The sequence below is a fragment of the Flavobacterium sp. WC2416 genome (genome assembly GCF_041200095.1).
GTDB lineage: Bacteria > Bacteroidota > Bacteroidia > Flavobacteriales > Flavobacteriaceae > Flavobacterium.
This window is the reverse complement of sequence record NZ_CP165626.1, coordinates 34,009-59,330: the sequence shown is the minus strand read 5'-3', so window position 1 is coordinate 59,330 and position 25,322 is coordinate 34,009. Positions and strand designations below refer to the sequence as shown.

Annotated in this window: 21 protein-coding genes; 20 read left to right on the top strand and 1 reads right to left on the bottom strand. The window is 32.2% G+C overall.

The features are described 5' to 3' along the window. The first annotated feature begins 89 nt into the window (after window positions 1-89). From AB3G39_RS00260 to AB3G39_RS00245, 4 genes are all read left to right on the top strand, one after another. Window positions 90-728 carry a hypothetical protein gene (locus tag AB3G39_RS00260; protein ID WP_369765748.1) on the top strand — a complete coding sequence of 213 codons (639 nt, stop codon included), beginning with the start codon at window positions 90-92 and terminating at the stop codon, window positions 726-728. Between the two features lie 307 nt (window positions 729-1,035). Further along, window positions 1,036-1,887 carry an alpha/beta hydrolase gene (locus tag AB3G39_RS00255; RefSeq protein WP_367773353.1) on the top strand — a complete coding sequence of 284 codons (852 nt, stop codon included), beginning with the start codon at window positions 1,036-1,038 and terminating at the stop codon, window positions 1,885-1,887. A 41-nt stretch (window positions 1,888-1,928) separates the two neighbouring features. Next, entirely contained in the window at window positions 1,929-3,050 is a 1,122-nt protein-coding gene (locus AB3G39_RS00250) for a helix-turn-helix domain-containing protein (protein ID WP_367773355.1), read from the top strand. A gap of 88 nt (window positions 3,051-3,138) precedes the next feature. After that, window positions 3,139-3,888 carry a hypothetical protein gene (locus AB3G39_RS00245; RefSeq protein ID WP_369753059.1) on the top strand — a complete coding sequence of 250 codons (750 nt, stop codon included), beginning with the start codon at window positions 3,139-3,141 and terminating at the stop codon, window positions 3,886-3,888. 68 nt (window positions 3,889-3,956) lie between these two features. On the opposite strand, the gene gldA is transcribed toward AB3G39_RS00245, so the two are convergent. Beyond that, window positions 3,957-4,853, bottom strand: coding sequence for a gliding motility-associated ABC transporter ATP-binding subunit GldA (gene gldA / locus AB3G39_RS00240; protein ID WP_367773359.1), 897 nt, complete (start codon window positions 4,851-4,853; stop codon window positions 3,957-3,959). A gap of 154 nt (window positions 4,854-5,007) precedes the next feature. On the opposite strand from gldA, the gene AB3G39_RS00235 reads away from it, so the two are divergent. The 16 genes from AB3G39_RS00235 to queA all read left to right on the top strand — a co-directional run bounded on the left by AB3G39_RS00235 (window position 5,008) and on the right by queA (window position 25,237). Then, window positions 5,008-6,249 (top strand): dicarboxylate/amino acid:cation symporter, encoded by a 1,242-nt coding sequence (locus AB3G39_RS00235; protein WP_367773361.1) that lies wholly within the window; start codon window positions 5,008-5,010, stop codon window positions 6,247-6,249. Between the two features lie 355 nt (window positions 6,250-6,604). Beyond that, entirely contained in the window at window positions 6,605-7,432 is an 828-nt protein-coding gene (locus AB3G39_RS00230) for a prephenate dehydratase (protein ID WP_367773363.1), read from the top strand. A 51-nt stretch (window positions 7,433-7,483) separates the two neighbouring features. Beyond that, window positions 7,484-8,632 carry a pyridoxal phosphate-dependent aminotransferase gene (locus AB3G39_RS00225; RefSeq protein WP_367756957.1) on the top strand — a complete coding sequence of 383 codons (1,149 nt, stop codon included), beginning with the start codon at window positions 7,484-7,486 and terminating at the stop codon, window positions 8,630-8,632. Then, on the top strand, window positions 8,633-9,490 hold the full coding sequence (locus AB3G39_RS00220) for a prephenate dehydrogenase (RefSeq protein WP_369765747.1): 858 nt from the start codon (window positions 8,633-8,635) through the stop codon (window positions 9,488-9,490). A 66-nt stretch (window positions 9,491-9,556) separates the two neighbouring features. After that, entirely contained in the window at window positions 9,557-10,639 is a 1,083-nt protein-coding gene (locus AB3G39_RS00215) for a chorismate mutase (RefSeq protein WP_367756961.1), read from the top strand. Window positions 10,640-10,773: 134 nt separating this feature from the next. Next, the gene (rsgA, locus tag AB3G39_RS00210; RefSeq protein WP_367756963.1) at window positions 10,774-11,751 is read left to right on the top strand and encodes a ribosome small subunit-dependent GTPase A; all 978 of its coding nucleotides are present in this window, start codon (window positions 10,774-10,776) and stop codon (window positions 11,749-11,751) included. Window positions 11,752-11,784: 33 nt separating this feature from the next. Further along, a complete protein-coding gene (gene dtd, locus AB3G39_RS00205; RefSeq protein WP_369753062.1) occupies window positions 11,785-12,237 on the top strand; it encodes a D-aminoacyl-tRNA deacylase in 453 nt (150 codons plus the stop codon). Window positions 12,238-12,384: 147 nt separating this feature from the next. Next, window positions 12,385-14,295: a DUF3857 domain-containing protein gene (locus tag AB3G39_RS00200; protein WP_369765746.1), complete on the top strand. Its 1,911-nt coding sequence runs from the start codon at window positions 12,385-12,387 to the stop codon at window positions 14,293-14,295. Window positions 14,296-14,299: 4 nt separating this feature from the next. After that, a complete protein-coding gene (locus AB3G39_RS00195; protein ID WP_369765745.1) occupies window positions 14,300-16,306 on the top strand; it encodes a DUF3857 domain-containing protein in 2,007 nt (668 codons plus the stop codon). A gap of 6 nt (window positions 16,307-16,312) precedes the next feature. Further along, the gene (locus AB3G39_RS00190; protein ID WP_367773375.1) at window positions 16,313-18,337 is read left to right on the top strand and encodes a DUF3857 domain-containing protein; all 2,025 of its coding nucleotides are present in this window, start codon (window positions 16,313-16,315) and stop codon (window positions 18,335-18,337) included. A 4-nt stretch (window positions 18,338-18,341) separates the two neighbouring features. Then, window positions 18,342-18,833 carry a hypothetical protein gene (locus AB3G39_RS00185; RefSeq protein ID WP_369765744.1) on the top strand — a complete coding sequence of 164 codons (492 nt, stop codon included), beginning with the start codon at window positions 18,342-18,344 and terminating at the stop codon, window positions 18,831-18,833. Then, window positions 18,823-20,331, top strand: a complete 1,509-nt coding sequence (locus AB3G39_RS00180; RefSeq protein WP_369765743.1) for a DUF3858 domain-containing protein — start codon at window positions 18,823-18,825, stop codon at window positions 20,329-20,331. The genes AB3G39_RS00185 and AB3G39_RS00180 overlap by 11 nt, the downstream gene beginning before the upstream one ends. Window positions 20,332-20,337: 6 nt before the next feature. Beyond that, entirely contained in the window at window positions 20,338-22,326 is a 1,989-nt protein-coding gene (locus tag AB3G39_RS00175; protein WP_367773379.1) for a hypothetical protein, read from the top strand. A gap of 1 nt (window position 22,327) precedes the next feature. Continuing rightward, complete coding sequence (locus AB3G39_RS00170; RefSeq protein WP_367756977.1) at window positions 22,328-22,654, top strand: nucleotide pyrophosphohydrolase; 327 nt, start codon at window positions 22,328-22,330, stop codon at window positions 22,652-22,654. A 110-nt stretch (window positions 22,655-22,764) separates the two neighbouring features. Further along, complete coding sequence (aroA, locus tag AB3G39_RS00165; protein ID WP_369765742.1) at window positions 22,765-23,982, top strand: 3-phosphoshikimate 1-carboxyvinyltransferase; 1,218 nt, start codon at window positions 22,765-22,767, stop codon at window positions 23,980-23,982. Between the two features lie 205 nt (window positions 23,983-24,187). Then, the gene (queA, locus tag AB3G39_RS00160; protein WP_367756981.1) at window positions 24,188-25,237 is read left to right on the top strand and encodes a tRNA preQ1(34) S-adenosylmethionine ribosyltransferase-isomerase QueA; all 1,050 of its coding nucleotides are present in this window, start codon (window positions 24,188-24,190) and stop codon (window positions 25,235-25,237) included. Window positions 25,238-25,322: the final 85 nt, after the last annotated feature.

Genomic DNA, 25,322 nt, shown 5'->3' with positions numbered 1-25,322 from the left:
TTAAAGTGGTCAAATGAGAAGTTATTCTGGAGCTTGCTTACGAGTTTTTAAATTCTTATATTTGATTATCAGCTCTTAATGATTTTAGTATGAGATATTTTAATTATTCCCTTCTTGCAGTTGCGATACTAATTATTTCTTGTAAAAATAATGATGTTGCGCAAGAACAAGGTGACCCAAGGTTAGTTGTGCCTTTCACTCAACAAACAAATACGGGGCTTCAAAGCCAGTCAACATTAGTTGCGACCCAAAATCATAACTTGTTTCATGAAAATAATAATGGAATAGCAAGTTCAGTTGCAGCAGGAATTAATCCAGCACATGGACAACCCAATCACCGTTGTGATATTGCTGTTGGAGCACCATTGAATTCGTCAGTAAATGAAAGTATTGCGGTACAACCTACAAATGGACAATCTACTCCAATGGGGCCCACACAAAATAGTCCAGCCAAAACGGTCACTGCAAAAGGGATGAATCCACCACATGGAGAGAAAAATCATCGTTGCGATATTGCTGTTGGTGCTCCGTTAAATTCGTCTTCAACAACCGCAAAAGCAACAAACTCAACTCAATCTTCACAAGAATATACAGTTCAGCAACCAGTGCCCACTTTATTGTCAACTGCTACCGCCGATACGGAAACACCTCCAGGTATAAATCCTGCACACGGAAAAGAGGGACATCGTTGTGATGTAGCGGTTGGAGATCCTTTGCCAAAATCATAAATCATATTTAGTATCTTTAAAAAAGCTCGTTTAAAATAATTTTAAGCGAGCTTTTTTTTATCTGGTAACTTGATTCCTTTTGCTAACTTATTTTGTAATCTCTCTAAAAATAGCTTCTAGATTTTATTCTATTTATAGCACTTAAACTGAATAGTCTTGTTTGTAATTTTTTACTGCAATAATCAGAAAAGTGTGAAAATGGGATTGCGGTTAGTTTAATGATGATTATAAAAGCAATCATTTGATTAGTACAAAATTTAGAGTTTTATAGTTATATTTATAAATCAATAATTTAAAAGTCTAATAGATGAGATTCAATCTTTATTTTCTTTTGTTTTTTGTATTTATTTTTAATGTTGGATTTTCACAACAAAGTGGTTTGACAATTCCTCTTTGGGAAAATGGAGCTCCTGGTTTTGAAAACCGTAAAAACGAACCAGAACAGGCTAAAGACTGGTGGGTAAGAAACATTCATAATCCATCTATAACAGCTTATTTACCTAAGAAACCTAATGGAATGGCTGTTCTTATTTGTCCTGGAGGAGGTCATGAAAATTTAGTATTCAATTCAGAGGGGAAAGATGCTGCTGAGTATTTAAATAGTTTGGGTGTTACTGCTTTTGTTTTAAAATATCGTTTAGCAAGAGAGAAAGATTCACCGTACAAACTAGAAATTCATGTGAAGCAAGATGTGGAAAGAGCCATGAGATTAATAAGAAGTAAGGCTGATGACTTCAAAATTGATTCAAATCGTATTGGTGTCATGGGGTTTTCGGCAGGAGGAGAAGTAGTAGCATTGGTCGCATACACTTCAAATAATGGTATTGAAAATTCCTCTGATTTGATTGACAAACAAGATGCACAACCTAATTTTCAAATATTAATTTATCCTGGCCCTTTGTTTATACCAAAAGAAATAAAACCAGATGCGCCTATCGCTTTTTTATTGGCAGCAAATGATGACCTGTGTTGCTCCTCTCCTATAGTTGACTTACTTAATAAATACCGTCAAGCAAATGTATCCGTAGAAATGCATTTGTATTCAAAAGGATCACATGCTTTCAATATGGGAAAAAGGGCTACGACTAATGCTTTGAAAACATGGCCACAAAGATTAACAGATTGGTTTGAAGAAAATAATTATTTTGCGGAGTATTGATGTTTCTTTCCAGCAAGACCATTAATCAATAATTTTTTGATATGATAAACTTTCCAATCATAATGGGGATTACCTCTGGAGCTGCTTTTCTACTGGGATTTTTACTTATTGCGCGTCCTCAGAAAAGTAATTTAATTGCAAATAAATATTTGGGATTGTTTATTATGACGCTCGGATTAGCAATGCTTGAAATACCTATGTCTTATCAAAAAATCTATCTAAGACATCCTAATGTATTTGAATTAATTGGCTTGGTCAGGTTTCTAACTGCTCCTTTCCTTTATATTAGTATTTTATACTTTACTTCATTACAGAAAAAAATTGACAAGAAAAATGTATGGCATTTTTTACCCTTTTTGATTTTTTTGCTTTTCAGATTCCCGTTTTTTATTACAGGTAAAAATATTGAATTCAGTTATGTTTTTGGCAAAATTATATTTTTTATTCTGCAAACAGCATTACCGCTCCAAGCAATAATTTATTGGTATTTATCTTTTAGCAAATTGCAAAAACACATAAAATACATACGTCAATTTTCATCGTCAACGGAGAAAAGTGATCTTTCTTGGCTCAAATATTTTTTATTGGTTTTGATGCTAATTGTAATTGTTTGGTTCAATCTTATTTTTTTCGACTTAAAAAGTTTAATTAAGCTTACGCCTTTACTCTATTTTGTAGCTGTATTTTTGTTAGCTTATTTTTCTTTACAGCAAAAAGAAGTTTTTGATTTTAATAAAAACGATTTAAATGAACTTTCGACAATTAGAGAGTATAAAAAAGATAATCCTAAAAGAGTTTCAGAAAAACGATTGAATGAATTAAATGAAAAATTGCGGATACTTATGAATTTTGAAAAAGTGTACTTAGAGAATGATTTAAGTTTACCAAAATTAGCCAACAGTATGAATGCTAGTTGTAATGAAACTTCATTTGTGATTAACGAATTATACGGAGATAACTTTTATAATTTTATAAATAAATACCGAATAGAAGAGGCGAAAATTTTGTTGTTGTCTGAAAAATACAAGCTACTAAATGTTTTAGGGATTGCTTATGAATCGGGATTTAATTCCAAAACCACTTTTAATACTACTTTTAAAAAGTATGTGGGGATTTCTCCAACGGCATTTGTGAAAGCAAATTTAGTTTTAGAAAAAAAGTAGTTTAAATAGGTTCGAACGGGTACATCGGAACAGTTGATATTTGATTAATAACCAAATTTGTGGACTATTAATTCAAATATAAAACGATATGTTAGAACAATCAACTTCATTATCAAAAAAAATTAGCACTTCTTTAACCCTTGGTATAGTGTTTTCGGCTTTAGTCTTAATGTTGGGTAACGGCGGGAATATTTCTTGGTTTCCTCCAATAATAGTTTTTTCCTTAGTTGGGATTTCTTTATTGGTTACGCTACTATTTCCGTTTATATGGCATTATTTAGAACAAAAGCAAAAAGTGGAATCGGATAAGATATATGGTTTTACGTATAGTACTATCCGATATTGTCTTGCTTTTAATATTGCCAGTTTTGGGTGGAAAAAATTTTACGGACTTCAATTTATAGTTCCTACTGAAATTGCAAGTTTACCTATCAATAAGCTATCAGGTGAATGGCTGACTTGGTTTTATTTTGGACATTCACAGACTTTTGGAATTATAGTAGCAGTGATCCAAATTGGGAGTGGTTATTTATTATTGTTTCGAAGAACTGTATTGCTTGGATCCATAATTTTATTTGCACTACTAGCTAATTTGACTTTAATTAATGTTTTTTATCAAATGAATGTAGGTGCATTATTGCAATCTGTAGTGTTAACGATTGGTGTTTTGTTCTTGATTTCGTTAGATTATAAGAGTCTAGTTGACTTTTTTCTAAAAACAAAATCCAATTTACCCTCGTTAAGTTTTAATAGTGTTTTTGTAAAAAATATAGTTCGGCTGTCGGCAATTGTGTTATCATTGTTGTTTACAATCTATTTGAAATCATTGATAAATTAAAAAAAAGCTCGTTTAAAATAATTTTAAACGAGCTTTTTTTATCGGGTAACTTGATTCCTAATACTAACTTATTTTGTAATCTCTCTAAATATAGCTTCTAGATTTTTATTTTTCTGATTCAATTGTAATGTTTTTAAACCATTTGCTGTAGCAAAATCAAAAACTATAGGGCGCATGTCTTTGTCCGTTTTAAAAGTCAGTTCCCAAATCATGTCATGAGTATTTTTATAAGAAGATATGTTTTCGATTTTAGCAATCACTTGTTCTTCGATTTTATAATCAAATTCTACTTCGATTACTTGTTCCTTATCTTCAGAAATTAAGTTGTCCAGTTTTTTGTCGGTTACAATCTTACCATTATTGATGATAATGACACGATCACAAAGTGCTTCCACTTCTTGCATAATATGTGTAGAAAGGAAAACCGTTTTATCTTTCCCTACGTTTTTAATCACATTACGAATTTCGATTAATTGATTCGGATCTAAACCTGTTGTAGGTTCATCAAGAATTAAAACATCAGGATTGTGTAATAAAGCATTGGCAAGGCCAACACGTTGACGGAATCCTTTGGATAACTGTCCTATTTTTTTATGACTTTCAGTGCTTAAACCAGTTAGTTGAATTACTTCTTCGATTCGGGATTTAGCAACTTTATAGACTTCGGCATTAAAGGCAAGATATTCTCTAACATACAAATCCAAGTATAAGGGATTGTGTTCTGGTAAATAACCTATAGAAAGCTGCACTGCTTTTTGATTTGAGTTTACATAGTTCCCATTCACTTGCGCAGTACCTTCATCGGCATTGATATAGGTCGTCAATATTTTCATTAAAGTTGATTTTCCAGCACCATTAGGACCAAGAAAACCTACAATTTCTCCTTTGTTAATAGAAAATGAAACGTTGTCAAGTGCTTTTTGGGCACCATAACTTTTAGAGATATTATTTACTGCTATTGACATGATGAATTATTTGTAGCAAAAGTAAAAAGAAAAAGATTGATTTATTGTTTTTATTAGACAATATCAAAAAGGGATTACTACTTAATCTTTAATTATTGGTATTTGAGAAATAGAATGATATATTTATAAAAAATTATAAAAAGCAAATCTAAAAATGGAAGAAAGTAAGAGTTTGTTTAAAACCTATAGTGGTATTATATGGTTATTATGTGGTATAACTGCAGGAAGTATATTAGGTTTGGTTTTTGGGAAAGATGTAGAAGTGATTAAGCCACTTGGCGATATATTTCTAAATTTACTTTTTACGGCTATTATTCCTTTGATTTTCTTTACGATAGCGTCGTCAATTGCCAGTTTAGAAAAATCAGAAAAATTAGGAAAGTTATTTGTAGTCGTTATTGGAGTATTTTTAAGTACGGTATTGGTATCGGCTATAATTATGATAATAGGTGTTTTGCTTTTTCCAATTCATCAAGATATTATCATTTCCAAAATTCCATTGGAGAGTATGCAAACCACTAGTCCTGGATCACAAATCACTCAATTACTGACTGCCAATGATTTTTATGAATTGCTTTCTAGAAAAAGCATGTTGGCTTTAATCATTTTCTCCTTTTTAATAGGATTTGCCAGTTTACGTTCGGGAGAGAAAGGAGAAAGTTTTAGAGGGTTCCTAAATTCAGGAAACGAGGTAATGAAACAATTACTACACTTGATTATGAAAACGGCACCGGTAGGTTTGGGTGCTTATTTTGCGTATCAAGTAGGTATTTTTGGACCGCAGTTATTTGGAGCCTATGCTAAGCCATTAGGACTTTATTATGCAGTATGTGGATTCTACTTTGTGGTGTTCTTTAGTTTGTATGCTTTCCTTGCAGGAGGAAATAACGGATTGAAAGTGTTTTGGAGTAATAATATTGCACCTTCCTTAACAGCTTTGGGAACTTGCAGTAGTATTGCAACAATTCCAGCAAATCTGGAGGCAACAGAGAAAATGAATGTTCCTTCACATATCCGTAATATTGCAATTCCATTAGGAGCTCCTTTGCATAAAGATGGATCAAGTATGTCATCTATTATAAAAATTGCTGTAATTTTTGCCATGTTCGGTAAAGATTTTACAGATCCCAATACCTTACTTTTAGCATTAGGGATTACGGTTATCGTTTCGGTAGTTGAAGGAGGAATTCCTAATGGTGGATATATTGGGGAGATTCTAGCAATCACTATTTATGGTTTTCCAATGGAACAAGCTTTACCTGCAGCCATGATTGTAGGAACATTAGTTGATCCCATGGCTACTTTGCTAAATGCGAATGGAGATGTAGTCTCGGCGATGTTAATCACGCGTATTTCAGAAGGAAAAGAATGGCTTTCAGTAAAATTAGCTCGCTAAACTGATTTATTAGTCATAAATTTAACCCAAAGCACTTTTCAAATATTTAAAAAGCAATGGATTAAAACCTATTTTTTTAAGTATTTGGTAATCAAAAGTCGCTTTCACAAAGAATTCGTTTTTTGTTAGATAAAATCATATTTTTTTATGTGTTTGTATTGAATATGTTTATACATTTGCATTGATAACATTGAAAAAAAACATCAAAATGTCAACTAATAACCGTTTTTATTTTAGCAACACTTATTTCTTCTTTTATAGGAAGTAAGGATTGTGCTATGGTTATTTGAAATAAAAGAAACAAATAAAAATAATATACAATCCTGATGAAAATCAGGATTTTTTTTTGGAATAAATGGGAACAAAAATTGCAATTCAAGGGATACTAGGTTCTTTTCACCATCAAGTGGCACAAGAATATTTTGAGCAAAATATAGCAGTAGACGAGTGTCTGTCATTTGAAGAATTAGTGGACAGTCTATTGTCAGGAAAATCGGAGCAGGCAGTTATGGCCATTGAAAATTCAATCGCGGGGCCTATTATTCCTAATTATGCGTTGATTGATAAGAATAATTTGCACATCATTGGAGAACATTATTTAAGTATTCATCAAAATTTGATGGCGCTTAAGGGACAAAAATTGGAAGATATTGTTGAAGTACATTCTCATCCAATGGCATTATTACAGTGTATGGATTTTTTAAAAAAATATCCTAATATAAAATTAGTTGAAGATAAAGATACAGCCGAAACAGCTCGTAGAATTCAGGAGAAACAATTAAAAGGAATCGCTGCAATTGCCAGTAAAACGGCTTCAATTATGTATGATTTAGAAATTCTGGCACCAGAAATTCAAACGATTAAAAATAACATGACTCGTTTTGTTATAATTAAAAAAGAGAATGCATTTGTAGCAAAGGAAGATATTAACAGAGCGTCTTTGAAATTTGAATTGGATCATAAAAGAGGGAGTTTAGCAGCTGTACTTAATGTAATGAGTGATTGCAAAATGAATTTGACCAAAATTCAATCCTTGCCAAAAATTGAAACACCTTGGAAATATTCCTTTTTTGTGGATGTAACTTTTGAAAAATATGCAGATTACGAAAAAGCAAAATCGTTATTAGAAATAATGGCAGAGTATTTTAAAGTTTTGGGCGAATATAAAAATACAAAGCCATAATTAGTCAAAAGTTATAAACTCATCAAGGTCAAAAGAATTTAAAAAACAGTAATGATTACAACAGCAAAAAGATTAGATATCATTGAAGAATACTATTTCTCCTCTAAATTGAGAGAAGTAAGACAATTGGCATCCGAAGGGAATCCAATAATAAATATGGGAATTGGAAGTCCGGATTTGCAACCTTCACAAGAAGTTATTGATGCAGTGGTTCTTGCCGTGAAAGAGGAAAATGCTCATGGTTATCAAAGTTATCAAGGATTACCGGAATTGAGAAATGGAATGGTTGATTTTTATAAAAACAACTATAATGTGGATTTGAATCCCAATACTGAAGTTTTGCCTTTGATGGGTTCTAAGGAAGGTATTATGCATATTTCATTGGCTTTCTTAAATGAAGGAGATCAAGTATTAATACCAAATCCAGGATATCCTACTTATACTTCAGTAACTAATTTAGTGGGTGCTGTTCCCGTTTATTATGATTTAAAAGAAAGTACAAATTGGGAACCTGATTTTGACGCTTTAGAAAAATTAGATTTATCTAAAGTTAAAATTATGTGGATTGGTTATCCACATATGCCAACAGGGGCGAGAGGAAGTTTGGAGTTATTTGAAAAGTTAGTGGCTTTCGCCAAAAAACATACTATTTTATTAATCAATGACAATCCATATAGTTTTGTTTTGAATGATAAGCCAATGAGTTTGTTACAAGTGGAAGGCGCGAAGGACGTAGCATTAGAGCTAAATTCTTTAAGTAAAACGTTCAATATGGCAGGATGGAGAGTAGGAATGGTTCTGGGGAATGCAGCTTGTATTGATGCTGTTTTGAAAGTAAAAAGCAACATGGACAGCGGTATGTTTTTTGGAATTCAAAAAGGGGCTATAGCTGCTTTAAAAAGTGATAAAGCGTGGTTTGATTCGATGAATGAAATTTACAAGAAACGTCGTGTTTTGACAGAACAATTAGCGGAGAAATTAAACTGTAAAGTATATAAGGAAGGTGTTGGATTGTTTGTTTGGGCCAAATTGCCAGAAGGAATAACTTCAGCTGAAAAATTTATAGACCAAATCTTACATGAGAAACATCTCTTTATAGCACCAGGAACAATTTTTGGAAGTAACGGAGAAGGATATATTCGTTTTGCATTATGTGTAGGGGAAGAAAAAGTACAGGAAGCAATTGATAGATTTAATTAAATGAAAGTTTATATAATAGGAATAGGATTAATAGGAGGATCGATGGCGTTAGACATTAAAACCTTAGATCCATCAGCCACTATTTATGGTATCGATCATAACGAAAGTCATGTGAAACAAGCATTGGATTTAGGGGTTATTGATGAAGCCGCCCAATTCGAAGATCTATCGAATGCTGATTTTGTAATTGTATCGGTTCCAGTGGATGTCGCTTTAACGCTATTGCCTAAGGTATTGGATGCTGTAGGAGAAAATTCTATTGTTTTTGAAGTGGGTTCTACCAAAGCGCCTATTTGTGAAGCGGTAGCTAACCATCCTAAAAGAAGAAATTTTATTGCAACACATCCTATTGCAGGAACAGAATTTTCAGGTCCATCAGCAGCAATACATGATTTGTTTAATGGTAAGACAAATATAATTTGTGAAGTAGAACGTACGGCTTTTAAATTGCAAGAGAAAGCATTAGATCTTTTTAAAGCAATGGGAATGAGAATACGTTATATGGATCCAAAATCACATGACAAACATATTGCTTATGTGTCGCATTTGTCTCACATTAGTGCTTTTATGCTTGGAAAAACAGTAATAAACAAAGAAAAAGACGAGCAGGATATATTTGATATGGCGGGTTCTGGTTTTGAAAGTACAGTGCGTTTGGCAAAAAGTTCGCCTGCTATGTGGACCCCAATTTTCAAACAAAATAAGTTGGAAGTGGTGGAAGCTTTAGAAGGATATATAGCCAACTTGACTCAATTTAAAGATTTATTGGTAAAGGATGAATACAATGCCATTTTTGATGAAATGGAAAGTGTAAATAAAATAAAAGAAATATTGAATGGAATGAATGTAAAAAAATAATTTTTGCAAAGATTAAATAAAGAAGAACAACACAAAAAAAAATAATAAAATAAATAATTAGAAAAGATGGAAAACAAGAAAGAAATGAGAAATTGGTTGAATGAATTTAATTTAACTCATCCATTTGTAATTGCAGGACCTTGTAGTGCTGAAACTGAAGATCAAGTATTAAAAATTGCTCATGAATTGAAAGATTCAGATGTAAGTGTTTTTAGAGCAGGTATATGGAAACCAAGAACACGTCCAGGAGGATTTGAAGGTGTGGGAGAAATTGGTTTGAAATGGTTGCAAAAAGCAAAAGCAGAGACAGGTTTATTGATGGGAACTGAAGTAGCAACAGCGGCACACTGTAAATTAGCTTTGGAGCATGATATTGATGTTTTGTGGGTAGGTGCTCGTACAACTGCAAACCCGTTTGCAGTTCAAGAAATTGCTGATACATTGAAAGGAACGGATAAAATTGTATTGATCAAAAACCCAGTGAATCCAGATATGGCTTTGTGGTTAGGTGGTGTAGAGCGTTTATATGCTGCTGGAATTAAAAATCTTGGAGTAATTCACAGAGGATTTTCTACTTACGAAAAAACAAAATACAGAAACATTCCAGAATGGCAAATTGCTATTGAATTACAAAATAAATTCCCTGATTTACCATTAATCATTGATCCATCTCATATCACTGGAAACCGTGATATGATTCTTGAAGTAACTCAAGAGGCATTAGATTTAAACTATGATGGAATGATCATTGAAACACATATTGATCCAGATAATGCATGGAGTGATGCTGCACAACAAGTAACGCCAGATGCTTTGAAACAAATTTTCAAAGATTTGAGAGTAAGAAAAGTAAGTGGAGACACGGATGAATATGCTAATAAAATGACAAAATTAAGAGCAAACATTGATGTTCTTGATGCTAATTTATTAGAGTTATTAGGAAAAAGAATGAAAGTGGCTGACGAAATTGGTCAAGTGAAAAAAGACTCAAATGTGGCTGTTTTACAAAACACACGTTGGAACGAAATTCTTGGAAAAATGATTCTTGAAGGGGAGAAAAAAGGACTTTCAGAAGAATTTATTCTTAGAATGTTCAAAGCAATTCACCAAGAAAGTATTGGTCATCAAGACAAAGTACTTAATGCATAATTAAAATTAGGATTTTATAATAGTAATCTCCACAGCTTTTAAATTAAAGTTGTGGGGATTTTTTTATTTGTAGACACTATTAAAAACTTTAAACTTTAAACTTTAAACTTGAAACAAAATTTTACCTTTGCAACATGACAGGACTCGTATATAAATCTACAGGAAGTTGGTACACTGTAAAATCAGAACAAGGTGATTTTATAGAATGCCGTATGAAAGGGAAATTCCGTATCAAAGGAATTAAAAGCACTAATCCAATTGCTGTGGGTGATGTTGTGGATTATGAACTCGAAGAATCATCGGATACGGTTACTGGAACAATTCATAATATTCATGAAAGAAAGAATTATATTGTACGTAAATCAGTCAACTTATCCCATCAGATGCATATTATTGCGTCAAATATTGATCGTGTTTTTTTATTGGTTACGGTAAATAATCCTCCAACGACTTTTAATTTTATTGATCGTTTTCTAGTAACTGCAGAAGCATATGGGATTGAAACTATTTTGGTTTTTAATAAGATAGACACTCTTGACGAACCAACACTTGACGAACAGTTGTATATGCAACATGTGTATCAAGAAGTAGGTTATAAATGCCTTAGAGTTTCATCTACCGAAATGAAAGGAATCGATGCCTTGAAAGAAATGATGATTGGTAAAGTAAGTATGTTCTCGGGACATTCGGGTGTTGGGAAATCAACGTTGGTGAATGCTATGGAACCGTCTTTGCACTTAAAAACTAAAACAATTTCAGACGCCAGTAAACAAGGGCAACATACAACTACATTTGCAGAAATGTATGATTTATCTTTTGGCGCAAGCATTATAGACACTCCAGGAATTAAAGGTTTTGGAATGGTAGATATGGAAAAAGCCGAGATTAGTGGTTATTTCCCTGAATTTTTCAAATTAAAAGATCAGTGTAAATTTAATAATTGTTTGCATAAAGACGAACCAAAATGTGCTGTAAAAGAAGCCTTAGAAAAAGATGAAATTGCATGGTCGAGATACAATAGTTACCTTAAAATTTTAGAAGGAGATGACGAGCATTATCGTACCGATATTTACAATGAAGATCGAATGGAAAGCGATGAATCGAGAAAATAATTTACAAGTAACCATTTATAATTCACCATTAATTTGAAAGTAGTCCTTCAAAGAGTTTCTTCCGCCTCTGTTACAGTAGATCATAAAGTAATAGCCGATATCCAAAAAGGGCTGTTGATTTTGGTAGGTATTGAGGATGCCGATGTGCAAGAGGATTTAACTTGGTTAGTAGGTAAGATTACAAAAATCAGAATTTTTGATGATGAAAACCACGTCATGAATCACTCGATTCAAGATATTAAAGGCGAAGTAATTGTCGTGAGTCAATTTACACTGCATGCCGCAACTAAAAAAGGCAATCGCCCTTCTTATATTAAAGCAGCAAAACCAGAAGTTGCTATTCCGCTATATGAAAGCTTTATTGAAAAATTAGAGTTGGAGCTAGGAAAGAAAATCCAAACCGGAATCTTTGGAGCCGACATGAAAGTGAGTCTTTTAAATGACGGACCAGTTACCATAATCATAGATAGTAAAAATAGAGAGTAGAACTTGTTTATTGTCAGAATTATTCTATTTTTGATAGCCACGAATACTTAAAATTCCCAAAACATAAAGTAAAAATTCCCTTAGAGGGTTTTGTTACACTATGTAGTCCTTCTTATTTGGTAATTATTCAAACTCTCAAAACCTACTATGAAAATAAAAATGCTATTGGTATCCCTAGTTGTTTTTACAACTTTTACCGTACAATCCCAAAAAAATGATTATTCGGCATTACTTATTGCTGATAGTTTAAAAGAAAATGCCAATGCTGTTGTTCGTTTGAATCAAATAGATATTGTTATCGCTTCCCAACGAGATATGACTATCAATTCAACTAGAGTAATTACGGTTTTAAATGAGAAAGGGCTGTCGGAGATTGATGCTGTAGAGAATTACGATAAAAAAACAACTGTCAAAGATATTCAGGCAACCATTTATGATGCAGCAGGCAAAGAAATAAAAAAAATAAAAAGGAAAGATTTTAAAGATAACAGTGCTGCAGGTGGAAGCACTTTATTCTCTGATAGCCGTTATATTTATTTAGATTATACACCTACACAATATCCTTTTACAGTTGTTTATGAAAGTAAACTGGAAACGTCTACTACAGCCTTTATTCCGCAATGGTACCCTATTTCCAATTTTTTTGTAAGTGTAGAGAAAAGTGTTTTGAATGTGACTTATCCAGATAATCTGGGTTTTAAAAAAATGGAATTTAATTTTGCGAATTTCAACATTCAAAAAACGATAGACACTTCAACTCAATTGTCTTATACAGCCATAAATATTCCAGTGCAAAAGCAAGAAGATTACAGCCCGTCCTATAGTTCTCTTTTTCCAAAAGTCATGATGGGTTTGGAACTTTTTCATTTAGAAGATGTTGATGGAAGAGCCAAGACTTGGAAAGAATTCGGAAAATGGTATTATGACGATATTTTATCAGGAACAACTAGTCTACCTGAAGGTACAAAAGAAAAGATGAAAACATTAATAGGAGATGAAACAGATCCAATAAAGAAAGCACAATTGATTTATGATTATGTTCAAAAAAAATCTAGGTATGTTAGTATTCAAGTAGGAATTGGAGGTTGGAAACCAATGTTTGCCAATGATGTTGATCGTTTAGGATATGGAGACTGTAAGGCTTTGACTAATTATACAAAAGCACTTTTAGAAACAGTTGGCGTGCCGTCCTATAATACCGTTTTATATGGAGATAGTCATAAGAAAGATATTGAATCACAATTTGTGTCTATGCAAGGAAATCATATGATTTTAGCCATCCCAAATGGAGATGATTATACTTGGCTCGAATGTACAAGTCAAGATGCCCCTTTTGGGTTTCAAGGAACTTTTACTGACGATAGAGATGTTCTAGTTATAAAACCAGATGGAGGTCAAATTGTACATACTCAAAAATACATCGATAAATACAATAGCCAAATCAGTTCAGGAAATTATTCTTTGGCTGCTAATGGTGATTTGGCAGGTAAAATTGAAATAGTATCCAAAGGGTCGCAATACAGTCAAAAAGAACCAATAGAAAATCTTCAGCCAACAGAAAAAGAACAACATTATAAAGAGTATTGGAATACTATTAACAATTTAAAAATCAACAACTTATCTTTTTTAAATGATAAGTCAAGTGTCAGTTTTGCTGAAAAGGTTGAAATAAGTGCAGCAAACTATGGTAATTTATTGTCAGGTAAAATGATGTTTGCCATAAATGCTTATAACCAATACACTACAAGTATAAAAAGAATAAGAAACAGAAAAAACCCATTTGAAATTCAAAGAGGTTTTGCTGATAGTGACGAAATAACGGTTGCTTTACCAAGTGAGTTTGCCATCGAATTTCTGCCGTCTAATTTTGAATTGAAAAATAAATTTGGGGAATATAAAACAGAATTTATTAAAAAAGATGACAGTACTATAGTATATAAACGCAGTTTATCTATTAAAAAAGGATTGTATTCTAATACAGAATATGATGAATACCGTCTCTTTGTAGAGCAAGTATCAAGAAACGACAACGCCAAAATTATATTAACCAAAATCTAAACCAATGAAATTAAAACTATTTGCTCTTTTATTATTTATGCCTGCTTTTTTTTCAAGTTTATGTGCACAAGAATTCAAGCTAGGTAAAGTTTCTATTGCGGAACTTCAAGAAAAAAATCATCCAAAAGATACTGCTGCAGTTGCTGCAATTTTATACAAAAAAGGAGAAACTAATTTTGAATATACAAATGACGCTGGTTTTACCGTAGTTACTACTGTTGATGTTCGTATTAAAATCTATAAAAAAGAAGGTTATGATTGGGCAAATCAACAGGTAATATTTAGAATGGGAAGCTCTTTTAAAGAAAAAGTCACTTTTTCAGATGCAATTACTTATAATTTGGTTGATGGAAAAATAGAAAAGACAAAACTAAAAAGTGAAGGTGAATTTGAAGAAGTAGTTGATAGATATTGGAGTAAAAAGAAAATTACGATGCCTAATGTAAAAGTAGGTTCAGTAATAGAATACCAATATACTATTAAATCTCCAAACGTAGGTTCCCTTAGAGATTGGTATTTTCAGTCAAGAATACCAGTGAATTATTCTGAATATAAAACTTATATACCAGAATATTATACTTATTCAACCCATTTTAAAGGGTTTGTAACTCCAACAATTACTTCTGACAAAAAAAACAAAGAAATAGTTATGGTTGACAAGGAAATAATTATTGGGCAAGGAACCAAATTTTCGGAAAGAAAGACTTTTTATCAAGAAACGAATACAAACTATGTGGCTAAGAATCTTGCTGCTGTGAATGAAGAGGTTTATGTCAATAATGTCGATAATTATATTAGTAGTGTGTCGTTAGAATTGTCAATGATTAAATCTCCAAACAAACCTTTAGAAATGTTATCTACAGATTGGAAATCGGTTGTAAAGACCATCTATGATTATGAAGATTTTGGCCCTGAATTAAATAAAACAGGCTATTTTGAGGATGATTTAAAGGGTGTTATTGCTGGTTTAACAACTACTGATGAGAAAGTGTCAGCCATTTTTAATTTTTTAAAAACAAAGGTAAAATGGAACGATTATTACGGGTATTCTTGTAATGATGGAGTGAAAAAAGCCTATAAAGATAAAACAGGAAATATAGCTGAAATTAACTTGATGCTTACCGCTATGTTGCGCTATGCGAATTTAACTGCTAACCCAGTTTTAGTAAGTACCCGTTCTAATGGAATTGCTATGTTTCCCAATAGAACTGCTTTCAATTATGTTATAGCTGCTGTTGAAACTCCTACTGGGGTTATATTGCTTGATGCTTCAGATAAATTCTCAACACCAAACGTTTTGCCTTTTAGAGCGTTGAACTGGATTGGCAGGTTGGTTAGAAAAGATGGAACATCAGATGAAGTGAATCTAATGCCTAACTCATTGTCTAATACGACAGTGATGATGAATTATTCTATTGATGCTAATGGACTTATAACAGGAAAACTAAGAAAACAACAAACAGATTATAATGCAATGGTTTTTAGGGACAATGTTAATAGCGTTACTGAAGATGCTTATTTAGAAAAATTAGAGAACAATAACAATAGTATTGAGATAAAGGAATATTCTAGAAATAATGAAGCAAATCTTGGATTGCCAATAATGGAAACCTATGCCTTTTCGGGATCTAATTTGAGTGAGCGTATTGGAGGAAAAATTTATGTAAAACCCTTGTTGTTTTTTACTAATCTAAAAAATCCTTTTAAACAAGAAGTAAGAGAATATCCTATTGATTATGGATTTCCTTTTTTAGAAAAATATACAATAAATATTAATATTCCTGAGGGATATAAAGTAGAACAGCTTCCAGCTCCAACTGTGATTACAATGGAAGATAACCTAGGAAGTTTTAAATTTATGACCACTTCATCTGATAATTCAATTCAGTTAGCAATTACGCATCAAATAAATGAAGCAATCGTTTCTTCAGAATATTATTCCATGCTTAAATCCTATTATCAAGGGATGATTGATAAACAAAGTGAAAAAATAATATTAACAAAAATCTAATTACAAATGCATCTAAAAAAAACTTTCTTGCTTGTTTTATTTGTTTTTCTATTTTCTAAAACAAATGCCCAAAATTTCGAATTAGGAAAAGTATCTATTGAAGAACTACAAGAAAAAGCACATCCAAAAGACAATGATGCTGTTGCTGCGGTATTATTTAAAAAAGGAAAAACTAGTTATGATTATTCCAAAAGTAACGGATTTGTAATGACTACTGAGGTGCAAACACGAATTAAGATTTACAAGAAAGAAGGATATGATTGGGCTAATCAAAAAGTAAGATACTATATAGGCAATAGTTCCAAAGAAAATGTCACCTTTTCAGATGCGATTACCTATAATCTTGTCGATGGAAAAATCGAAAAAACAAAACTGAGTAAAGACGGTGAATTTGATGAGGTTGTAAATCGATATTGGGGCCAAAAAAAAATATCTATGCCCAATGTGCAAGAAGGTTCAGTAATTGAATTTGAATATACTATAAAAACGCCTTATGTAGGCAGTCCAAAAGACTGGAGTTTTCAAGCGAGTATTCCAGTCAATTACTCGGAGTATCGTACTTTTATTCCTGAATATTATACTTTTAATGTTAATTATAAAGGATTTATATTTCCAAAAGTAACAGCTGAAAAAAAGGCAAAAGCAGTTCTTTTTTCTACAATGGAAAGAGATGAAGGTGCTGGATTAATGAAAGGACAAGCCAGTAATTACAGTCAAAGTAAATTATCGTACGAAGAAACGAGAACCACTTATTTAGCTGAAAACTTGCCTGCAATGAAAGAGGAAGCGTATGTTAATAATATTGAAAATTATACGTCTAGTTTAATTCAAGAACTTTCTCTTATTAAATATCCAAATCAACCACTGAAATCGTTATCCACCGATTGGAAAGCAGTGGCCAAAACAATTTATGATTATGATGATTTTGGTTTAGAATTGGAAAAAACGGGTTACTTTGAAAATGATGTAAATGCTGTAATCGCAGGTCTAAATACACCAGAAGAAAAAGTGGCAGCCATTTTTAATTTTGTTAAGGCTAACGTAAAATGGAATAATTATTATGGATATTCTTGTAATGACGGAGTTAAAAAAGCCTACAAAGATAAAACGGGGAATATTGCCGAAATTAACCTAATGTTAACCGCTATGTTGCGTTATGCAGGATTAACTGCTAATCCAGTATTGTTGAGTACACGTTCTAACGGAGTTGCGATCTTTCCAAATAGAACTGCTTTTGATTATGTAATAGCAGCAATAGAAACACCTAGTGGATTAGTTTTACTGGATGCTACCGAAAAATTTTCATTGCCAAATGTGCTTCCTCTAAGAGATTTAAACTGGTTTGGTCGCTTAATTAGAAAAGATGGTACATCAACAGAAGTAAGCCTAACTCCAACAACGCTTTCGAGGGAAACGGTGAATATGAATGCTGTTGTAAGTAAAGAGGGTTTTATATCAGGGAAGTTAAGAAAACAATTTACGGATCAAGAAGCATTATCGTTCCGACAAAAAAATGCAGCAACGAAAGAAGATACTTATTTAGAAGAATTAGAGAGTGATAACAATAGTATTGAAGTCAATGAATATACAAGAGAAAATGATTTAGACTTATCAAAACCTATCGTAGAATCGTATGCATTTAAAGACACTAAGGATTTTGAGAGAATCAATGATAAAATTTATATTACTCCGTCCTTATTTTTAGGAGTCAAAGAGAATCCTTTTAAACAAGAATCAAGAGAATACCCTGTTGATTTTGGTTTTCCTGTTCAAAGTAAATACAATATTACGCTTGAAATTCCGGAAGGATATGTGGTAGAAACCATTCCTACAGGCTTGAATATTGCCGGTGTTGACGGAATAGGAACTTTTAAGTATGTTATTGCCAATACAGGAAATAAAGTGCAAATTATTATGACATCTGAGATTAGTAAAGCTATTGTTGCAGCCGATTATTATCAAGCATTAAAAGAGTTTTTTCAAAAAATACTTGACAAACAAAACGAAAAAATTATTTTAAAAAAAGTATAATTAAATGAAGTATTGCAAAGTTGGAATTGTTTTAGTTGTTTTTCTTCTCTTTTCAAAAAGCAGTGCCCAGAATTTAGAATATGGTAAAGTAACAAAAGAGGAGTTGCAAGAGAAAGTACATCCTCTAGATTCAACTGCAGCAGCTGCAATTATTTTTAAAAGAGCAAGAACATATTTTGTGTATGAACGAGGAAATGGCTTTTATCTATACCATGATTTTAATATTAGATTTAAAGTGTACAAAAAAGAAGGTTTAAAATGGGCCGACTTTAGCGTCATTTATCTCAATAAGAGAGAGGGGTTTGAGGAAGAAATTGTTAAGTTTTCAAATTGTGTTACTTATAATTTAGAAAATGGAGAATTAAAAGAAACACCGCTCAGAATGGAGGGTAATTTGAAAACTAATATTAATAAATATTTGGAATCAGACATTAATTACCATTCCAAACGTAAAAGTGGGTTCCATATTTCAAATCAATTATACTGTGAAATCTAGAAATAATGTGCGGTTTCCCGTATTTAATTTCCAGTATGAAATCCCTGTTAATTATGCAGAATATCAAACGGATATTCCAGAAGTATTCATCTATAAAACACTTTTAACGGGGTATAATAAAGTAGAAGCCACTTCAAAGATTGTAAAAGAAACGGAATCATTTTCTCATAAATACAATCAGCAATCTGATTTTCCGTATAAATATCAATTGGCAAGCTATAAAGCAGAGAATATTCCTGCCTTAAAAGAGGAGGCTTATATTGATAATATAAAAAATTACAGATCTTCCATACAGCATGAATTAGAAACTACTCGGTTTCCGTTTGATGGAGTAGTTGACTATTCAATGACTTGGGATGGAGTAGCTAAGAATATTTTTGATTACAATAGTTTCGGGAGAGAACTCAATAAAGACAATTATTTGGATGCATATGTAAAAGCACTCAATTCCAATGTTACTACTGAAATAGATAAGCTGGAAACCATTTTCAAATTTGTTCAAGCTAAAATGAATTTTGATGGAGATTACAGTATTTTGACAGATAAAGGAGTTAAAAAAGCATATAAGGATGGTACTGGAAATACCGCCGAAATAAATCTCATTTTAATTGCAATGCTTAAAAGTGCTGGAATCAAAACTGATCCAGTATTAATAAGTACAATACAGCATGGAGTTCCAGTTTACCCAAATAGGACCGTTTTTAATTCAGTTATTGCAGCAGCAGAAATTGATGGAAAACAAATTTTAATGGATGCTTCCAATAAATATTCTTCAGTTGGTATTTTGCCATTAGAAGATTTAAACTGGACGGGTCGTTTAATAAAGGAAGAGGGAGATTCCCAAGAGATAAATTTAGTACCAGATAAAAATTCCAATGAAAATGTAAATATTGTAGTTGCTTTAGATGCTCAAGGGAAAATGGTTGGACAAACTAGAATTCGCAAAACAGACTATGTAGCTCAAAGGTTTAGAGAGAGTACCGCTTTATTGACTGATGATAAATATCTTGAAAAATTAGAATCTGATTTAGGTGGAATTCTAATTGATGATTATAAACAAGTTAACGATGATACTAACTCATCTACTGTCATAGAAAGTTTTAAATTCACATCAAACAAACATTGCGAAATCATAGCGGGTAAAATATACATAAATCCTTTGTTGTTTTTTAATAGTACTCAAAATCCATTTGTGTTGGAAAAAAGACAAATGCCTGTTTATTTTGGATATCCAAAAACGGACAAGTATAATATCAACATTGAAATCCCAAAAGGATATAAAGTAGTTTCTGTTCCGCAGCCCATAAAAATTTCAACAGCTAATTCAGTTGGGTCTTATTCAATAAATATAGCATATGACAATGATAAAATACAAATTGTAATTGTAAAAGAAATAAACTTAGCTGTTGTTCCTCCTGATTTATATGATGCTTTAAAAGATTTCTTTCAAAAAATGATGGAGAAGCAGAATGAAAAAATTGTTTTAACAAAAATCTAATAACAGATGTCTTTAAAAAAAATAGTGTTTATTTTTTTATTTATTTTTTCTTTTTCGAAAAGTGACGCCCAGAATTTTGAATACGGTAAGGCCTCTCAAGAGGAATTGCAACAGAAAGTGCATCCACTAGATTCAACAGCAGCTGCCGCAATTATATTTAAGAAAGGTAGGACGTTTTATACTTATAGAAGAAATAATGGATTTATCTTAAATCATGAATATACTTTTAGAATAAAAATTTATAAGAAAGAGGGTTTAAGCTGGGCTACTTTTCAAGTTCCCTATTATGTAGGGTATGAAAAATACAATGATGATGTAGTTAAATTTTCAAATTGTGCAACTTATAATCTGGAAAATGACATTGTAGTTAAAACAAAGCTTAAAGGAGAAGGGGTTTTTAAGAATGAGATAAATAAGAATTGGGCTGAGGCATCAATTTTGTTGCCAAATGTAAAGGTAGGCTCAGTGATAGAGATCAAATATTTGCTTAAATCAGAAAATTTAGTAAAATTTCCTGTTTATAATTTTCAATATGATATTCCGGTAAATTACGCGGAATACGATACGGAAATTCCAGAATATTTTGTATACAAGCCAATTCTTACAGGATATACATCAATAAAATCAGAGGCTAAATATGCGCAAGGAAGTCAAAATTTTGAAGATGAGCATGGACAATCGGGAGGTTTTCGTTATAGCCAAATAAACAGCAAGTATAGTGTTGAAAATATGCCTGCATTGAAAGAAGAGGCTTTTGTTGACAATATTATAAACTATAAAACAGCGTTGTATCATGAGTTGGAAAGTACTCGTTTTCCTAATGAAAAAGTAAAGGACTATTCGATGACTTGGGAAGGAGTGACAAAAACCATTTTTAAAGATAATGATTTTGGAAAGCAACTGGAGGAGCGAGATTTTTTAATGCAAGACATTAAATTGATTCTTAAAGATGTTGAGGAAAAGAATAAACTAAATGTGATTTTTGAATTTGTAAAAAACAAAATGAATTGGAATAACGAATATGGTTATTTTACTAATAGAGGAGTGAAAAAAGCCTATTTGGAAAAAACGGGTAATTGTGCCGAAATCAATTTCATTTTAATAGACATGCTTAAATTAGCAGGAATAAAAGCAAATCCTGTTTTAATAAGCACGGTAGATCACGGAGTTCCTGTTTATCCGAACCGAACAGTTTATAATTATGTAGTTGCTGCAGTTGAAAGGGAGGGAAAACAAGTTTTATTAGACGCTACTCAAAAATACACCACCCAAAATATTTTACCTCTAAATGCTTTAAATTGGAACGGGCGACTGATTAGAGCAGACGGTACGTCGGAAGAAATTATTTTGGCGCCCACTTTTCAATCGAATATCAATTATACCGCTTTAGCAAATATTGATTCCCAAGGAAAAATTTCAGGAAAATTAAGAATTCAAAAAACAAATTATGAGGCATATAGTTTTAGAGAAAAAAACAATGCTATCAACACCGATACCTATCTTGAAAAATTAGAAAATGAATTGGGTGGAGCACGCATTACTGATTACAAAATAGAAAATAGAGAAACAGATTTAATGAATCCTATTACTGAAACATTTACTTTTGTGTCCAACAATCATTATGAAAGAATAGGAGGAAAGTTGTTTATTAATCCGTTATTGTTTTTTGCTTATCAAAAGAATCCTTTTGTTATGGAAAAAAGGCAAATGCCAATCTATTTTGGATTTCCAAAACAAATGCGGTACAATTTGACCTTGGAAATTCCAGAAGGATATGAAGTCGAATCATTACCAACAGCTATAAAATTAACTACTGAGGATAATACGGCCGTTTTTAGTATTCTTTCGGCTAGTTCAGGAGATAAAATTCAAATTTCTATAATTAGGGAAATTAATAAAAGTGTTATTTCTCCAAGTTACTATAACACGATAAAAGATTTTTTTCAAAAAATGATTGTTGCACAAAACGAAAAAATTGTTTTAAAAAAAATATAAAATGGACTTGAAAAATTCGCAATTAGACGTAGACAACTGGATCAAAGAACATGGAGTTCGTTATTTTAATGAACTGACTAATATGGCACAATTAACCGAAGAGGTAGGTGAAGTAGCTCGTATTATTGCCCGTCGTTACGGAGAACAATCAGAAAAAGAAAGCGATAAAAACAAAGACTTAGGGGAAGAATTAGCTGATGTCGTTTTTGTAGTTTTATGTTTGGCAAACCAAACAGGAATTGATTTACAAGCGGCTTTCGATAAGAAAATGGATTTGAAATCGGTTCGTGATAAGGATCGTCATAAAAACAACGATAAACTTAAATAATGTGATTTATAAATTATGAATTATAATTGAGGAGTAGTAAATTGCGCCCGAAAGTTTTTGAGTTCAAAGCTACAGCCACAACTCATAATTCATAACTCATAATTAAAACCATGAATTTACTGTTACAAACTACCCACTCTAATTTACAAGCGCAAATTGCTGTTACCGGATCAAAAAGTGAAACCAATAGACTTTTGTTATTGAAAGCACTTTTTCCTAATATAACATTAGCAAATACATCCAACTCTGACGATAGTGAGGTGATGGAGAAAGCATTGAAAGGAAAGGAAGAAATTGTAGACATTCATCATGCAGGAACAGCAATGCGTTTTCTTACTGCTTTCTTTGCAGTAAACGAAGGACGTGAAGTGGTGTTGACTGGTTCACAACGTATGACAGAGCGTCCTATAAAAGTGTTGGTGGAAGCATTGGAACAATTAGGAGCAAAAATCACTTACGAAAAAGAAGTAGGATATCCACCTATTCGAATCAAAGGACAAAAAATTACCGCTTCAAAAGTAAATATTCCAGCTAACGTAAGTAGCCAATACATTTCGGCTTTAATGTTGGTTGCACCAAAATTAGAAAACGGAATCGAAATAAATTTAGTTGGTGAGATCACATCAGTACCTTATATCAAAATGACTTTGGCTTTGCTAAATGATTTAGACGTAAAAACAAGTTTTGAAGGAAATGTAATTAAAGTTTTTCCAAAAGCAACAGTAGAGCCAAAAGTAATGACAGTAGAATCCGATTGGAGTTCAGCTTCGTACTTTTTCAGTTTGGTGGCCTTGGCCGATACGGCTTCAATATCATTGAGTAGTTACAAGGAAAATAGTTTACAAGGAGATTCCGCTTTGGTTGAAATCTATAAACAAATGGGTGTTATTTCTCGATTCGAAAATAATACGTTAACATTGACAAAAGACACCAACTTTAAACCGGAGACTTTAAACTTAGAGTTAAACAACACACCCGATATTGCACAAACTATCGTGGTTACTTGTCTAGGACTAGGAATTGGTTGTCATTTAACAGGACTGCATACCTTGAAAATTAAAGAAACAGATAGACTGGAAGCGTTACGCATTGAGTTGACAAAACTAGGTGCTACTATTTCGGTGACGAATGATAGTTTGACATTAATCGCATCTACAAATATCTATCATAATATTAAAATCGCCACTTATAATGACCATAGAATGGCAATGGCATTTGCACCATTAGCATTAAAAGTGCCAATAATAATTGAAAATGCCGAAGTAGTTTCTAAATCCTACCCTGATTTCTGGGAAGATATGAAAAAACTAGATTTTATTATTTCCTAAGTTTTTCAATATTTATCAATGTTTATGGCATCTAACCCTTTATGGTTTTAAACTGTAATGTGGTTTGCTTAAAATAAACAGCAAAACACTTGACAACGCCTATCTCACAGTCGTATATTTGCATCCGCTTAGTTATTTGATTTTCAATTAACTTTTTGTCACCCTATGCTCGGTCCTAGGGTTCAACTTAAACAAAAAAATAAAGATGAAATTATCACATTTTCAATTTGATTTACCAAAAGAACTTCTTGCAGAATTTCCCGCAGAGAATAGAGACGAGGCTCGTCTAATGGTTATTGATCGTAAAAAACAAACAATCGAACATAAAATGTTTAAAGACGTTATCGATTATTTTGATGATGGTGATGTTTTGATTTTGAATAATACTAAAGTTTTTCCAGCACGTTTGTACGGAAATAAAGAAAAAACGGGTGCTAGAATTGAAGTTTTCTTATTAAGAGAACTAAATGCAGAACAACGTTTATGGGATGTTTTAGTAGATCCAGCTCGTAAAATCAGAATCGGAAATAAATTATATTTTGGTGATGATGACTCATTAGTTGCTGAAGTAATTGACAATACTACTTCTCGTGGTAGAACATTGCGTTTTCTTTACGATGGTTCTTACGAAGAATTCAGAAAAAAATTAACGGAACTTGGAGAAACTCCAATCCCAAAATACATTTCTAGAGACGTAACTCCTGAAGATGCGGAACGTTACCAAACTATATACGCTAAAGAGGAAGGAGCTGTTGCAGCACCTACTGCAGGATTGCACTTCTCTAAGCATTTATTGAAAAAATTAGAAATTAAAGGAATTAAATTTGCTGAGGTGACACTTCACGTAGGTTTAGGAACTTTTAATCCAGTTGAGGTAGAAGATTTATCTAAACATAAAATGGATTCTGAGGAATTAAAAATTACTCAAGAAGCGTGTGATATTGTAAATGATGCTAAAGCTAAGAAAAAACGTATTTGTACTGTAGGTACTACTTCTATGCGTGCAGTTGAAAGCTCAGTTTCTTCACATGGAACGCTAAATCCTTTTGATGGTTGGACAAATAAATTCGTTTTTCCTCCTCATGATTTTAGTTTAGCAACGTGTATGATTACTAATTTCCATACACCAAAATCTACTTTATTAATGATGGTTTCTGCATTTTGCGGACACGATTTAATGAAAAAAGCATATGAAGAAGCAATCAAAGAAAAATATAAATTCTATTCTTACGGTGATGCCATGTTGATCATCTAATAAGAAATAAAGGTTAATTCACTAAATCTCGTCAGCAATGGCGAGATTTTTTTTTTGGGCGTGCCCCAAGGGTCGGGCTATTCGC

What these genes read in the sequence shown, in the direction of transcription:
- AB3G39_RS00260 (WP_369765748.1), top strand. Translation starts at nt 90, where the DNA reads ATGAGATATTTTAATTATTCCCTTCTTGCAGTTGCGATACTAATTATT.
- AB3G39_RS00255 (WP_367773353.1), top strand. Translation starts at nt 1,036, where the DNA reads ATGAGATTCAATCTTTATTTTCTTTTGTTTTTTGTATTTATTTTTAAT.
- AB3G39_RS00250 (WP_367773355.1), top strand. Translation starts at nt 1,929, where the DNA reads ATGATAAACTTTCCAATCATAATGGGGATTACCTCTGGAGCTGCTTTT.
- AB3G39_RS00245 (WP_369753059.1), top strand. Translation starts at nt 3,139, where the DNA reads ATGTTAGAACAATCAACTTCATTATCAAAAAAAATTAGCACTTCTTTA.
- gldA (WP_367773359.1), bottom strand. Translation starts at nt 4,853, where the DNA reads ATGTCAATAGCAGTAAATAATATCTCTAAAAGTTATGGTGCCCAAAAA.
- AB3G39_RS00235 (WP_367773361.1), top strand. Translation starts at nt 5,008, where the DNA reads ATGGAAGAAAGTAAGAGTTTGTTTAAAACCTATAGTGGTATTATATGG.
- AB3G39_RS00230 (WP_367773363.1), top strand. Translation starts at nt 6,605, where the DNA reads ATGGGAACAAAAATTGCAATTCAAGGGATACTAGGTTCTTTTCACCAT.
- AB3G39_RS00225 (WP_367756957.1), top strand. Translation starts at nt 7,484, where the DNA reads ATGATTACAACAGCAAAAAGATTAGATATCATTGAAGAATACTATTTC.
- AB3G39_RS00220 (WP_369765747.1), top strand. Translation starts at nt 8,633, where the DNA reads ATGAAAGTTTATATAATAGGAATAGGATTAATAGGAGGATCGATGGCG.
- AB3G39_RS00215 (WP_367756961.1), top strand. Translation starts at nt 9,557, where the DNA reads ATGGAAAACAAGAAAGAAATGAGAAATTGGTTGAATGAATTTAATTTA.
- rsgA (WP_367756963.1), top strand. Translation starts at nt 10,774, where the DNA reads ATGACAGGACTCGTATATAAATCTACAGGAAGTTGGTACACTGTAAAA.
- AB3G39_RS00200 (WP_369765746.1), top strand. Translation starts at nt 12,385, where the DNA reads ATGAAAATAAAAATGCTATTGGTATCCCTAGTTGTTTTTACAACTTTT.
- AB3G39_RS00195 (WP_369765745.1), top strand. Translation starts at nt 14,300, where the DNA reads ATGAAATTAAAACTATTTGCTCTTTTATTATTTATGCCTGCTTTTTTT.
- AB3G39_RS00190 (WP_367773375.1), top strand. Translation starts at nt 16,313, where the DNA reads ATGCATCTAAAAAAAACTTTCTTGCTTGTTTTATTTGTTTTTCTATTT.
- AB3G39_RS00185 (WP_369765744.1), top strand. Translation starts at nt 18,342, where the DNA reads ATGAAGTATTGCAAAGTTGGAATTGTTTTAGTTGTTTTTCTTCTCTTT.
- AB3G39_RS00175 (WP_367773379.1), top strand. Translation starts at nt 20,338, where the DNA reads ATGTCTTTAAAAAAAATAGTGTTTATTTTTTTATTTATTTTTTCTTTT.
- AB3G39_RS00170 (WP_367756977.1), top strand. Translation starts at nt 22,328, where the DNA reads ATGGACTTGAAAAATTCGCAATTAGACGTAGACAACTGGATCAAAGAA.
- aroA (WP_369765742.1), top strand. Translation starts at nt 22,765, where the DNA reads ATGAATTTACTGTTACAAACTACCCACTCTAATTTACAAGCGCAAATT.
- queA (WP_367756981.1), top strand. Translation starts at nt 24,188, where the DNA reads ATGAAATTATCACATTTTCAATTTGATTTACCAAAAGAACTTCTTGCA.